This window comes from Caulobacter rhizosphaerae, from assembly GCF_010977555.1.
Taxonomy (GTDB): Bacteria; Pseudomonadota; Alphaproteobacteria; order Caulobacterales; family Caulobacteraceae; genus Caulobacter; species Caulobacter rhizosphaerae.
The window spans coordinates 1,708,084-1,720,803 of sequence record NZ_CP048815.1 but is presented as its reverse complement, the minus strand read 5'-3'; the positions used below and the strand labels follow the sequence as shown (position 1 = coordinate 1,720,803).

Annotated in this window: 9 protein-coding genes; 6 read left to right on the top strand and 3 right to left on the bottom strand. The window is 69.5% G+C overall.

Features of this window, described 5'->3' with window-relative positions:
- Nucleotides 1-88 precede the first annotated feature (88 nt).
- Together G3M57_RS08200 and G3M57_RS08195 are read left to right on the top strand one after the other, a co-directional pair.
- Nucleotides 89-2,746, top strand: coding sequence for a TonB-dependent receptor (locus tag G3M57_RS08200; RefSeq protein ID WP_056760758.1), 2,658 nt, complete (start codon nucleotides 89-91; stop codon nucleotides 2,744-2,746).
- A gap of 96 nt (nucleotides 2,747-2,842) precedes the next feature.
- Nucleotides 2,843-3,877 carry a phosphatidylinositol-specific phospholipase C domain-containing protein gene (locus G3M57_RS08195; protein WP_163229933.1) on the top strand — a complete coding sequence of 345 codons (1,035 nt, stop codon included), beginning with the start codon at nucleotides 2,843-2,845 and terminating at the stop codon, nucleotides 3,875-3,877.
- Between the two features lie 21 nt (nucleotides 3,878-3,898).
- On the opposite strand, the gene G3M57_RS08190 is transcribed toward G3M57_RS08195, so the two are convergent.
- A complete protein-coding gene (locus G3M57_RS08190; protein WP_163229931.1) occupies nucleotides 3,899-5,329 on the bottom strand; it encodes a helix-turn-helix domain-containing protein in 1,431 nt (476 codons plus the stop codon).
- A 138-nt stretch (nucleotides 5,330-5,467) separates the two neighbouring features.
- Between G3M57_RS08190 and G3M57_RS08185 the strand changes: the two genes are divergently transcribed.
- Genes G3M57_RS08185 through G3M57_RS08170 form a run of 4 tightly spaced genes read left to right on the top strand, consistent with a single transcriptional unit; the run spans nucleotide 5,468 to nucleotide 10,548 of the window.
- Complete coding sequence (locus G3M57_RS08185; protein ID WP_163229929.1) at nucleotides 5,468-7,000, top strand: acyl-CoA carboxylase subunit beta; 1,533 nt, start codon at nucleotides 5,468-5,470, stop codon at nucleotides 6,998-7,000.
- Nucleotides 6,981-8,033 (top strand): biotin synthase BioB, encoded by a 1,053-nt coding sequence (gene bioB / locus G3M57_RS08180; RefSeq protein ID WP_425278111.1) that lies wholly within the window; start codon nucleotides 6,981-6,983, stop codon nucleotides 8,031-8,033. Before G3M57_RS08185 ends, bioB begins: the two co-directional genes overlap by 20 nt.
- A 5-nt stretch (nucleotides 8,034-8,038) precedes the next feature.
- Entirely contained in the window at nucleotides 8,039-10,057 is a 2,019-nt protein-coding gene (locus tag G3M57_RS08175; RefSeq protein ID WP_163229925.1) for an acetyl-CoA carboxylase biotin carboxylase subunit, read from the top strand.
- The gene (locus G3M57_RS08170; RefSeq protein ID WP_163229923.1) at nucleotides 10,057-10,548 is read left to right on the top strand and encodes a MerR family transcriptional regulator; all 492 of its coding nucleotides are present in this window, start codon (nucleotides 10,057-10,059) and stop codon (nucleotides 10,546-10,548) included. Before G3M57_RS08175 ends, G3M57_RS08170 begins: the two co-directional genes overlap by 1 nt.
- Before the next feature lie 30 nt (nucleotides 10,549-10,578).
- On the opposite strand, the gene G3M57_RS08165 is transcribed toward G3M57_RS08170, so the two are convergent.
- Nucleotides 10,579-11,049 (bottom strand): universal stress protein, encoded by a 471-nt coding sequence (locus tag G3M57_RS08165; protein ID WP_056755037.1) that lies wholly within the window; start codon nucleotides 11,047-11,049, stop codon nucleotides 10,579-10,581.
- A 168-nt stretch (nucleotides 11,050-11,217) separates the two neighbouring features.
- Nucleotides 11,218-12,717: an AMP-binding protein gene (locus G3M57_RS08160; protein ID WP_163229921.1), complete on the bottom strand. Its 1,500-nt coding sequence runs from the start codon at nucleotides 12,715-12,717 to the stop codon at nucleotides 11,218-11,220.
- Nucleotides 12,718-12,720 lie beyond the last annotated feature (3 nt).

Sequence of the window (12,720 nt, the reverse complement as noted above, 5' to 3'; positions counted from 1 at the left end):
GACCAGCGACTGAGGGCGAACGCCCGCGCTTTCGTTCTTCTCCCTCGATCCGCGCCTCCCCGCGGGTCTCAGCCCATCGGGGGAAAAGATGATCCGTTCCAAGAACCCGTCGGCGCGCCGCGCCGGCGCCGCCGCCCTCCTGGCCTCGGCCGCCCTGGCTTCCGGCCAGGCCCAGGCCGCCGAGCCCGCCGCCTCGCCCACGCCCGCCGCGCCGGCCGACGCCGTCGACGAGATCGTGGTCACCTCCTACGGCAAGAGCCTGCAAGCCGCCGCCGCCCTGAAGCGCTCGGCCGCCTATGGCGTGGACGCCGTCAACGCCGAGGACATCGGCAAATTCCCCACCCGCAACGCCGCCGAGGCCCTGCAACTGGTCACCGGCGTGACCATCGACCGCCAGCGCGGCGCCGGGCTCTATGTCAGCGTCCGGGGCCTGGGCCCGCAGTTCCAGTATGTCGAGTTGAACGGCCGCTCGATCGCGGTCAACGAACTGATCGAGAACGGCGGCGCCAAGGGACGCCAGTTCCGCTTCGAGGTGCTGCCGTCCGAGCTGATCTCGCAGATCGAGGTCGTGAAGACTCCGACCGCCGACATGGACGAAGGCGCCCTGGGCGGCAACATCAACATCAAGACCTTCAAGCCGCTGGACGTGGGCCAGAAGGCCGCCTTCTCGATCCGCGAGACCTATGGCGACGTGCGCAAGAAGGCCGATCCCTCGGCCTCGGGCCTGTTCTCCTGGACCAGCGCCGACAACACCCTGGGCCTGCTGGCCTCGGGCCTGTACGACGAGCGCCACGTGCGCAACGACCGCCTGTACCAGGTGGGCTGGAACCTCGATAAGTTCAAATCGGCGCTGGGCGGCGGCCTCTACACGCCGTCACGCACCCGTCCGACCATCGAGACCGAGCATCGCAAGCTCTATTCCGGCGCGGTGACCGGCCAGTGGCGGCCGAACGGCGACTTCCAGACCGACGTCGACGTGCTGGTGACCCGCCTGGACGTCGATTACGACGAGTTCGGCCTCGACATCTATCCGGACGACACCACCTTCCGCACGCCCGCCTTCGTGGTCGGCAGCCAAAAGGTGGTCGGCGACACCGTGGTGGGCGGCACGATCGACAACGTGCGCTGGATGGCCTCGCGCGAGACCAGCCTCAACCGCCACGACCTGACCGCCGTCGGCCTCAAGCAGGCCTGGACGCCCGGCGCCTGGAGCTTCAACGCCGAGTACGCCTTCTCGCGGGCCCGCAGCTACCATCCGGACGGCCAGGCCACCAAGCGCAACCGCCTGGCGTTCTTCGGACCGCTGACCTACGACTTCTCGCGCGGCTACAAGTCGATCCCGCAGCTGACCACCACGGTCGACTACACCAACCCGGCCAACTTCGTCGGCCAGGCCTTCGACTACACCTGGAAGGACTCGCGCGACACCGACGAGACCATCCGCCTGGACGGCGGACGCACCTTCGACGGCTGGTTCAGCAAGATCGCCTTCGGGGCCGAGCGCCACGAGATGAAGCGCGATTATCGCCGGCGCGACTGGGTGCTCAACAACGACCTGAACGTGCCGGTCAGCACGCTGGGCCCGGCCTTCTACGAACCCCTGCCCTACAAGAACTTCCTGTCGGGCTTCGACGGCAATACGCCGCGCAACTGGCTCACCCCGACCACCACGGCCTTCTACAACAGCCTGTTCACCCCGGCCGTCGCCGCCCAGCCGGTCTCGGCCGCGGACGCCCGCAACTCGTTCGTCGTCGACCAGAAGATCACCAGCGCCTATGTGCGCGGCGACTTCCGGTTCGACGCCGTCGTGCCGATCAGCGGCAATGTCGGCGTCCGCTACGCCCGCACCGAACAGGCGGCCAGCGGCACGCTGACCAGCACCGACGCCAGCAACAACCCCGTGCTGACGCCGGTGTCCTATCCGCAGGACTACGGCGACTGGCTGCCCAGCTTCAACCTGAAGGCCGAGCTCACCGACACCCTGGTCGCCCGCTTCGCCGCCTCGCGGGTGATCAACCGGCCCAACATCACCGACAGCGCCCCGCGGATCAGCGTCTCGCGCGACTCCCCCAACGCCTCGGGCGGCAACCCGGCCCTGAAGCCGTTCCTGGCCGACCAGCTGGACGCCTCGCTGGAATGGTATCCGGCCCCGACCACCGCCCTGACCGGCGCGGTGTTCTGGAAGAAGATGGACGACTACATCACCCAGCAGAACACCACGATCCAGGTTCCCGGCCGCGGCGACATCCTGCTGTCGACCAGCGTCAACGGCGGCGACGCCAAGCTGACCGGGGTCGAGCTGGCCTACAACCAGAGCCTGGCCTTCCTGCCTGGCCCGTTCGACGGCCTGGGCGTCCAGGCCTCGCTGACCGTGGTGGACAGCAAGGCCAGCTACTTTGCCGGCAACCGCCAGATCAAGGACGACCTGATCGGCCTGTCCAAGACCAGCTACAACCTGGTCGGCTACTACGAGAAGGGCCCGCTGGCCGCCCGCCTGGGCTGGTTCTGGCGCTCGCGCTACCTGTCGGGCACGGGCAGCACCACCACCGCCGAGTCCTATATCGACGCCTACGGCTCGCTGGACGGCTCGATCTCGTACGACCTGACCCAGAACTACGCCCTGACGCTGGAGGGCTCGAACCTGACCGACGAGATCCGCTACGTCTACGGCAAGACCAAGGACCAGCCGATGGAGATCTATCACTGGGGCCGCACGGTCTCGCTGACCCTGCGCGGCAAGTTCTAACCCCTCCCCCGAAGGCGGCCGCCCCCTTGGCCGCTTCAACTTCCGGCTGGGCGCGCCCGCGCGCCCAGCCGGCCCTTTCCCTTCACGAGATCCGCCATGCGCCTGTCCGCCGCCCTGCTGTCCTCGATCGCCCTGCTGGGGCCGCTCGCCGCCCACGCCGCCGAGGCGCCCCGGCTGAACGCCATGCACGTGCTGGGCTCGCACAACAGCTATCGCCCGGACCTGGACCCCGCCGCCCTGGCGCATCAGCGGCAGGTGATGGGCGAGCGCTCCGCGGGCGTCGAATACGGCCATCCGCCGATCGCGGCCCAACTGGACCTGGGGCTGCGCCAGCTGGAGTTCGACCCCTATGCCGACAGCGCCGGCGGCCTCTACGCCGCGCCCTACGCCGGTGACCCCGCCAAGCGGGCGATCATGGACCGGCCCGGCGCCAAGGTGCTGCACGCCCCCGTCGTCGACGCCCGCACCCACTGCCTGGCCCTGTCCGACTGCTTCGCGCAGGTCGCCGCCTGGTCGCGCGCCCACCCCGGCCACGCGCCGATCGTGATCTTCGTCAACACCAAGGAAGAACCGTTCAACACCCCGGCCATCCCCGACCCGCCGCTCTACACCGAGGCGGACCTGGCGGGGATCGACGCCGACGCCGTCAAGGCGTTCGGCCGGGCCGGCGTCATCGCGCCCGACGACCTGCGCGGCGACGCCACCAGCCTTCGAGCGGCGGCGCTCGCGGGGCGTTGGCCCAGCCTGGAGGCCTCGCGCGGCAAGGTGCTGCTGGTGCTGGATTCCAACCCGCGCATCGCCGAGCTCTACCGCCACGGCCATCCGTCCCTGGAGGGGCGGATGATGTTCGGGCTCTACGACGCCGCCGAACCCGAGGCGGCGGTGTTCAACATCCAGGATCCCAGGGCGGAGGAAGCGCGGATCAAGGCCCTGGTCGGCCAGGGCTTCCTAGTGCGCACCCGGAGCGACGCCGACACCCGCGAGGCGCGCCAGCACGACCTCGGTCGCCTGCAGGCCGCGGTGCGGTCGGGCGCGCAGATCATCAGCAGCGACTACTATCCCGGCGCCCCGGACCCGCTGGGCCTGCACTTCGTGGTGTCGCCGCCCTGGTTCGAGCCGGGATCGCGGTAGGATCCGGGGCGCGGAGGCCGGCTATTCCGGCCGGCCGCGCCCCGACCCCAGTTCGAACGGCGCCAGGCGCCGTTCGTTCTCGAACACGTCGAAGACCCGGTCGACCGGCGGGAAGGCCCGCTGCACGCAGTCGTCGCGCTCGCAGATCCGGCAGCTGACGCCGATCGGCACGGAAGGCCCGCCCAGGTCCAGACCCTGGGCGTAGATCAGGCTGTCGGCGTATTGCGCCTCGCAGCCCAGGCCCAGCGCGTAGCGGCGGTCCGGCCGCAGATAGTCTCCGGACGACTTCACCACGCCCCGGGCGATGCTGACATAGCGCACGCCGTCCGGCATTTGGGCCAGTTGCACCAGCCAATGGTCGGGCCGGGCGAAGGCGTCATGCACGTTCCATAACGGGCAGGTCCCGCCGAACCGCGCGAACTGCAGGCGGGTGGCGCTGTGGCGCTTGGTGATGTTGCCCGCCTGGTCGACCCGCACGAAATAGAACGGCACCCCCCTCGCGCCCGGCCGTTGCAGGGTGCTGAGGCGATGGAACACCTGCTCGAGACTGGCCTGGAACAGCAAGCTCAGCTGTTCGGTGTCGTGCCGGACCGCCCGGGCGGCGTCGCGGAACCGCTCATAGGGCAGCAGCAGCGCGCCGGCCGCATAGTTCAGCAGCGCGGTGCGGCAGACCTTGGCCGCCCCCTCGCTGCGGAATCCGGCCGCGGCCAGTTCGGCCTCGACCGTGTCGGACAGCGCGGCGGCGACGACCTGATAGGCCATCTGGAAGCAGCGGGTGGCCGCGGGCTGGGCCGCGCCCAGGGTCAGCAGGCCGGCGGCGGGGTCGAAGCGCCGCAGCAGGTCCGGCTCGGGCGAACGCGCCACGCGGACGCCCAGCCGGTCGCCCAGCCAGCGCTCCAGCACGGTCTCGGCCGCCTCCCGCCCGTCCAGGCCCAGCTCGACCGCCAGGGTTTCGGACGCCATGTCCAGGCTGTGGATGTAGTTGTTCTTGTAATGGAAGAAGTCGCGCACCTCCTCATAGGGCAGCAGGGCGCTGGCCGCCCCGCGCTCGTCCAGCGAAACGGCTTCCTCGGTGGTCTTCAGCCGTTCGTCGAGGCGACGATAGGCGTGGTGCAGGGCCAGATAGGCCTTGGCGAGGTTGGGGGTGTTGGCCACGGCCGCCTTCAGCTCGTGCAGGCTGGGAGTCTCGCCGTCCTGGATCGGGTCGGCCGTGGCCTCGCGCAAGTCGGCGATCATCCGCTGGTCGTCGGCGGCGTCCAGCGACGCGGCGTCCACCTCGAACACCCGCATCACGTCGATCAGCACCCGGGCCGTCACCGGCCGCTGGTTGGCCTCGATCTGCGACAGATAGCTGGCGGAAACCCCCAGCCGCGCGGCGCAGGGCTCCAGCTTCCAGCCCTTGGCCAGGCGCAGGAGGCGGACCTTCGGGCCGATGAACAGCTTGTCGCGCATGGTTTTACAACTTTGCAGTTTCACAAGTTTCGCCATCGCAGCGTCGCGCGACAGCTCGATTTTCCCCATGTTTTGCTTGCTGACAAGCACAATAGGCTGATTTTGAAGTTCTCACTCCTTTTGCAAGAGCCAATCCGCGTGCAGCACATACTCGAGGAACTGGATCGCCGTCGCGCGCAGGCTCGGGGCGGGGGCGGTGAGGGGCGGGTGGCGGCCCAGCACGCCAAGGGCAAGCTGACGGCGCGCGAGCGGATCGACCTGTTGCTGGACGAGGGCTCGTTCGAGGAGTTCGACATGTTCGTCGAGCACCGGGGGACGGAGTTCGGCATGGCCGAGCAGAAGGTGCCCGGCGACGGGGTGGTCACCGGCTGGGGCACGATCAACGGCAAGGTCGTCTATGTGTTCTCCAAGGACTTCACGGTGTTCGGCGGCTCGCTGAGCGGGGCGCACGCGGCCAAGATCGTCAAGGTCCAGCGCCAGGCCATGAAGGTGGGCGCGCCGATCATCGGCCTGTTCGACGCGGGCGGGGCGCGCATCCAGGAGGGCGTCGACAGCCTGGCCGGCTATGCCGACATCTTCCTGGAGAACGTGATGGCCTCGGGCGTGATCCCGCAGATCAGCGTGATCATGGGCCCCTGCGCCGGCGGCGACGTCTATTCGCCGGCCATGACCGACTTCATCTTCATGGTCCGCGACACCAGCTACATGTTCGTCACCGGGCCGGACGTGGTCAAGACGGTGACCAACGAGGTGGTCACGGCCGAGGAGCTGGGCGGGGCGCGGGTGCACGCGGCCAAGTCCGGGGTGGCCGAGGGGGCGTTCGACAACGACCTGGAGGCCCTGACCCAGGTGCGCCGCCTGGTCGACTTCCTGCCTTCGTCCAACCGCGAGACCGCGCCCGCCCGCCAGAGCTTCGACGACCCCTGGCGCGCCGAGCCCAGCCTGGACAGCCTGATCCCGTCCGACCCGGGCAAGCCCTACGACATCAAGGAGCTGATCCTGAAGATCGTCGACGAGGCCGACTTCTTCGAGATCTCCAGCGAGTGGGCCAGGAACATCGTCTGCGGCTTTGCGCGGATGGACGGCGAGACGGTGGGGGTGGTGGCCAACCAGCCGCAGGTGCTGGCCGGGGTGCTGGACATCGACAGCTCCAGGAAGGCCGCCCGCTTCGTGCGGTTCTGCGACGCCTTCAACATCCCCATCCTCACCCTGGTGGACGTGCCCGGCTTCATGCCCGGCACCAAGCAGGAGTACGGCGGGCTGATCAAGCACGGCGCCAAGCTGCTGTTCGCCTATGCCGAGGCCACCGTGCCCAAGATCACCCTGATCACCCGCAAGGCCTATGGCGGGGCCTATGACGTGATGAGCTCCAAGCACCTGCGCGGCGACTTCAACTACGCTTGGCCCACCGCCGAGATCGCGGTCATGGGCGCCAAGGGGGCGGTGGAGATCATCTTCCGCCAGGAGGCCAAGGACCCCGCCGCCCTGGCCGCCCGCGAGGCCGAGTACAAGGACCGCTTCGCCAACCCGTTCGTGGCCGCCTCCCGCGGCTATATCGACGACGTCATCATGCCCCACGGCACCCGCAAGCGCATCGTCCGAGCCCTCAAGAGCCTCAAGGGCAAGCAGCTCCAGAACCCGTGGCGCAAGCATGACAACATTCCACTCTAGCCGATCGATGGCCGCCCCTCGCCACGACTGGACCCTGGACCAGGTCGAGGCCCTGTTCGACCTGCCGTTCATGGAGCTGGTGTTCCAGGCCGCCAGCGTGCACCGGGCCGGGTTCGACCCGTCCGAGGTGCAGCTGTCGCAGCTGCTGTCGGTCAAGACCGGCGGCTGCGCGGAGAACTGCGGCTATTGCAGCCAGAGCGCCCACTTCAAGACCGGGCTGAAGGCCGAGAAGCTGATGGACGCCGAGGCGGTGATCGCCAAGGCTCGCCAGGCCCGCGACGGCGGCGCCCAGCGCTTCTGCATGGGCGCGGCCTGGCGCGAGCTGAAGGACCGCGACCTGCCGAAACTGGCGGCGATGATCGGCGGGGTGAAAGCCCTGGGCCTTGAGACCTGCGCCACGCTTGGCATGCTGACCGCCGACCAGGCCCGCCAGCTGAAGGACGCGGGCCTGGACTACTACAACCACAACCTCGACACCGGCCCCGAATACTATGGCCAGGTGGTCACCACCCGCACCTATCAGGAGCGGCTGGACACCCTGGCCCATGTCCGCGACGCCGGCATGAGCACCTGCTGCGGCGGCATCGTCGGCATGGGGGAGACGCGCCGCGACCGCGCCGGCCTGCTGCACCAGCTGGCCACCCTGCCCAGCCATCCCGACAGCCTGCCGATCAACGGCCTGGTCCCGGTCAGCGGCACGCCCCTGGGCGACAAGGTGCTGGCCGACGGGACCACGGCCATCGACGCCATCGAGTTCGTGCGCACCATCGCCGTGGCCCGCATCGTCTGCCCGCGGTCGATGGTCCGCCTGTCGGCCGGTCGCGACGAGATGAGCCGCGAGCTGCAGGCCCTGTGCTTCCTGGCCGGCGCCAATTCGATCTTCGTCGGCGGCAAGCTGCTGACCACCCCCCTGCCCGGCCAGGACGAGGACAGCAAGCTGTTCCACGACCTGGACCTACGGCCGATGGCTTCGGCCAAGACCACGGCGCGGCGTTTCGCGTTGGAACCAGAAATCACCGGCGTAGCGGGATAAAGATGATGTTCGACAAACTCCTGATCGCCAACCGGGGCGAGATCGCGGTGCGGGTGATCAAGACGTGCCGGCGGCTGGGGATCAAGACCGTGGTGGTCTATTCGGACGCCGACGCCGACAGCCTGGCGGTGGAGATGGCCGACGAGGCGGTGCATATCGGCCCCTCGCCGGCGGGCCAGAGCTACCTGGTCGCCGACAAGATCATCGCCGCCTGCAAGGCGACGGGCGCCCAGGCGGTGCATCCGGGCTTCGGCTTCCTGTCGGAGAAGGCCGAGTTCGCGCAAAGATGCGCCGACGAGGGGATCGTGTTCATCGGGCCCAATCCCGGGGCGATCTCGGCCATGGGCGACAAGATCGAAAGCAAGAAGTTCGCCCAGGCCGCCGGGGTCAGTTGCGTGCCCGGCCATATCGGCGAGATCGCCGACGCCGCCCACGCGGTGAAGATCGCCGAGGAGATCGGCTATCCGGTGATGATCAAGGCGTCGGCCGGCGGCGGCGGCAAGGGCATCCGCGTGGCCTGGAGCCGCCAGGACGTCGAGGAGGGCTTTCCGGCCGTGCGGGCTGAAGCGGCCGGGGCGTTCGGCGACGACCGCATCTTCATCGAGAAGTTCATCCAAAGCCCGCGCCACATCGAGATCCAGGTGCTGGGCGACAAGCACGGCCATGTCGTCCACCTGTTCGAGCGCGAATGCTCGATCCAGCGCAGGAACCAGAAGGTCATCGAGGAAGCGCCCAGCCCGCTGCTGGACGAAGCCACCCGCGCGGCCATGGGGGCCCAGGCCGTGGCCCTGGCCAGGGCGGTGAACTATGACAGCGCCGGCACGGTGGAGTTCGTGGCCGGCCAGGACAAGAGCTTCTACTTCCTGGAGATGAACACCCGCCTGCAGGTCGAGCACCCGGTCACCGAGCTGATCACGGGTCTGGACCTGGTCGAGCAGATGATCCGCAGCGCCTGGGGCGAGCCGCTGGCCTTCGCCCAGCCGGACCTGAAGATCAACGGCTGGGCGATCGAGAGCCGGATCTACGCCGAGGACCCCTATCGCAAGTTCCTGCCCAGCATCGGCCGGCTGGTGCGCTACGCCCCGCCGCCCGAAGGGCCGCAGGCCGGGACGGCCGGCGCCGTCGTGCGCAACGACGCCGGCGTGCGCGAGGGCGACGAGATCTCGATGTACTACGACCCGATGATCTCCAAGCTGTGCGCCTGGGCTCCGACCCGGCTGGCGGCGATCGACGCCATGGGCCGGGCGCTGGAGGACTTCCACATCGAGGGCCCGGCCCACAACATCCCGTTCCTGGCCGCGGTGATGGACCAGGAGCGGTTCCGCTCGGGGACGATCTCGACCAACTACATCAAGGACGCGTTCGCTGACGGCTTCAAAGGCGTCGACCCCACCCCCGAGCAGGTCGACATCCTGACCGCGGTGGGGGCGGCCATGCAGCGGGTCTACGCCGCCCGGGCCCGCTCGACCCGGGCGGGGCTGAGCGGACCGGTGCGCGACGAGTGGGTCGTCGCCGTCGGACCCGCCAAGCGCCGGGTCCGGCTGTCGGACCAGGCCCCCGGCCTGAGCGTCGAGCTGCTCGACGAAGGCCGGACCCTGGTCCTGGAGACCGTCGACTGGCGGCCGGGCCAGCCGGTGTTCAAGGGCGTGCTTGGGGGCAAGCTGGACGGCCAGGCCTTCACCGTCCAGGTCGCCCCGGCCGCCGAGGGGTTTGTGATCCGCCACCGCGCCGCCAAGGCCCGGGTGCTGGTCCTGACGCCCCGCAGCGCCGAACTGCACGACAAGCTGCCCGAAAAGCAGGCCGCCGACACCTCCAAGCTGGTGCTCTCGCCCATGCCCGGCCTGGTGGTCAGCATGGACGTCGCCCCCGGCCAGCAGGTCCGCGAGGGCGAGGTCGTCTGCGTGCTCGAAGCCATGAAGATGCAGAACATCATCCGCGCCGAGCGCGACGGCCTGGTCAAGACCGTCAACGCCAAGCCCGGCGACCCCGTCGCCGCCGATGAGATCCTGGTGGAGTTCGGCTGATGGACAATCATCCCACGATCATCGGACCGCAAACCAAGGCCGCCCTGGCCTTGATCGAGCGGCATCGTCGTCGCGAACTTCAACAGGGTCGCGGCCAAGTCGCCCCCCGGTCGCCGCCGGCGGGTGCGACGCGCGCCCATCCCTACCGGTCCCTTCGCCAACTCCCCTCGACGATGTCGACCATCGGCGACGTCAGCCAGCATCTGGGCCTGTCTCCCCGCGCCATCCGCCTCTACGAGGAAATGGGCCTGATCGCGTGTCAACGCGGGATCAAGAACATGCGGATGCTCGACGAGACCGCCAAGGCCAGGCTGGACGCCATCGTCGAGCTCAAGAAGTTGGGCCTGACCATCTCCGAGATCGCCAACTTCCTACCCCAGGACCAGCCCGTGCCATCCGCTTTGCGCGAGCGCCTGGTCCAGGCCTTGGCGGCCCTCGACGACCAGCGCAGCGCGATCATCGCCTATCTTGCGCGTCTTCCCGCCGACTAGAGCAGGAACAACGGCCCCGCTCGCCGACCGCTACGCCAGGCTTTCCAGCTTCGCCTCGAAGTCCTGGTCGCTCATGGCCTGGCGCGCGACGAGCAGGCTGCAGTCCAGGTTGTCGACGATGTAGGCGCCGGTCGCGCCCGACCACCAGCGTTCCAGCAGGTTCCGCTTGCGATGACCGACCACCACGAGGTCGGCGCCGACCTGCCGCGCGAAGGCTCCGATCTCGGTGGCGGGCTCGCCGCGGACCAGCTTGCCGGTCGGCGAAAAGCCCAGCCGCCGCAAGCGCACCAGCCCCTCGTCCAGCACGGCCTGATAGCTTTCCAGGTGGGTCTCGGCGGCGCCCACGAGCACGCCCTCGGCGACGAGCACGCTGGACGACTCGACCAGGACGGACAGAAGGAAGACTTCCGCGTCGCACGCCTTGGCCAGCAGCGCACCTTCCCGGAGCGCCGCCCGTCCTTCGACTGTGCTGTCGAACGCCAGGACAATCCGCTTGTACATAGCTTCTCCTCGACCCGTTTCGCGGCCGTGCTCGACAAGGCCGCAGACCCCATGGAGCCGGCCGGTCCTCCCCCAGCCGGATAAGGCGATCAGCAACGCCGGCGGTGTCAATCCATCAGCGCCATCCACCGCAATGGCGATGTGTCGCCCGCTATGCAGGCGCGGGCGCTAGCGTCGCGCCTCGGCCAGGGCCGATCGGCGGACCTTTCCCGCGGCGTCGCGCAGCGGCTCGATGGTGATCTCGAAGGCGCGCGGAATCTTGTTGGTCGAAAGGGTCAGGGCGAGGGCCGCGCGCAGTTCGCTCGCCAACGGTTCCGACGGCCAGTCCGACTGCACGATCGCGTGGGGCCGAGCCCCCAGGTCCTCGTCGGGCAGGCCGACGACCACCGCGCAGATCACGGCCGGATGGCGCTCGATCTCCGCCTCGATCTCGGCGGGGTACAGGTTGACGCCGCCGCACAGGATCATGTCGGTCCGCCGATCGGCGAGATAGAGGTAGCCGTCCTGGTCGACCCGCCCCAGGTCGCCGAACGAGTTCCAGCCGTCGCGCTCGCGCCGATCCGCCCCGACATAGGCGTAGGTCGGTCCCTCCTCGGGCGGCGTGCGGAACCAGATCTCGCCGACCTCGCCGACGGGAAGCTCACGGCCCGCGTCGTCGGTGATCCTCATGCCGATGTCCGGCCGGGGCCGGCCGACCGAGCCCGGATGATCGAGCCACTCACGGCCGCCGATCACGCAGGATCCCATCCGCTCGGCGCCGCCATAGACCTCCCAGATCGCGTCCGGCCCCAGCCAGTCGATCCAGGCCTGCTTCAGCCAAGCGGGACAGGGCGCGGCCATGTGGAGCACGGTCTCCAGCGCGCTCAGGTCCGCCGCCGCCCGCAGCGCTTCGGGCAGGCGCAGGATCCGGTGCATCATGGTGGGGACGAGGTAGGCGTAGGTGACCGCATGGGCCTGGGCGAGACGCAGCCAGGCCTCGGCGTCGAACCGGGCCATCTCGATGGCATGGCCGCCCTGGGCGATGGTCATCAGGATCTGGGCGAACGGCGCGCTGTGATGCAGGGGCGCCGGATTGAGGATCACCGCGCCCGGCCGCATGCGCATCGGCCCCATGGCGGCGGTCCAGCGCGCCGGTCGACGATCCTGGATCAGCTTGGGCCGGCCGGTCGACCCGCCGCTGGTCGCCACCCGCCACACCTGCGCGGCCATGGGCGGCAGGGGCGAAGGGTCGAGCGCCTCGAAGCCGTCGAAAGGCGCGTCCTCGCCGCGGCCGATCACCAGCCGGGGTCGCATCAGCTCGACCAAGGCCGCGAACTCGCTGTCGGTCAGCCGGTGGGACACGTGGGCCGGAGACGCCCCGGCCTTCCAGATCGCGAACGCCGTCTCGTAATAGGCCAGGCCGTTGGGCAGGGCGATCATCACCGTGTCGTCGGGCCTGACCCCCAGGGCGATGAGCCGCCGCGCCCGCCGGTTGGCCGCCGCGTCGAGCTGGGCGAAGGTCAGGGTCTGCGCCCCAAGGGTCACGGCGGGCCGGTCGGGCTGGAGACGCGCCTGGGCCGACAGCAGGGCGCCGAGCGGCGCGCCCTCGCGGGGGGCGCCGTCGCGGGTCAGGAACGCCGAGGCGTCGAACACCAAGCTCACCGTCAGATCTCCGCTGGGACGCGCCATCCT

What these genes read in the sequence shown, in the direction of transcription:
- G3M57_RS08195 (WP_163229933.1), top strand. Translation starts at nt 2,843, where the DNA reads ATGCGCCTGTCCGCCGCCCTGCTGTCCTCGATCGCCCTGCTGGGGCCG.
- G3M57_RS08165 (WP_056755037.1), bottom strand. Translation starts at nt 11,049, where the DNA reads ATGTACAAGCGGATTGTCCTGGCGTTCGACAGCACAGTCGAAGGACGG.
- G3M57_RS08190 (WP_163229931.1), bottom strand. Translation starts at nt 5,329, where the DNA reads ATGCGCGACAAGCTGTTCATCGGCCCGAAGGTCCGCCTCCTGCGCCTG.
- G3M57_RS08200 (WP_056760758.1), top strand. Translation starts at nt 89, where the DNA reads ATGATCCGTTCCAAGAACCCGTCGGCGCGCCGCGCCGGCGCCGCCGCC.
- bioB (WP_425278111.1), top strand. Translation starts at nt 6,981, where the DNA reads ATGACAACATTCCACTCTAGCCGATCGATGGCCGCCCCTCGCCACGAC.
- G3M57_RS08170 (WP_163229923.1), top strand. Translation starts at nt 10,057, where the DNA reads ATGGACAATCATCCCACGATCATCGGACCGCAAACCAAGGCCGCCCTG.
- G3M57_RS08160 (WP_163229921.1), bottom strand. Translation starts at nt 12,717, where the DNA reads ATGGCGCGTCCCAGCGGAGATCTGACGGTGAGCTTGGTGTTCGACGCC.
- G3M57_RS08175 (WP_163229925.1), top strand. Translation starts at nt 8,039, where the DNA reads ATGTTCGACAAACTCCTGATCGCCAACCGGGGCGAGATCGCGGTGCGG.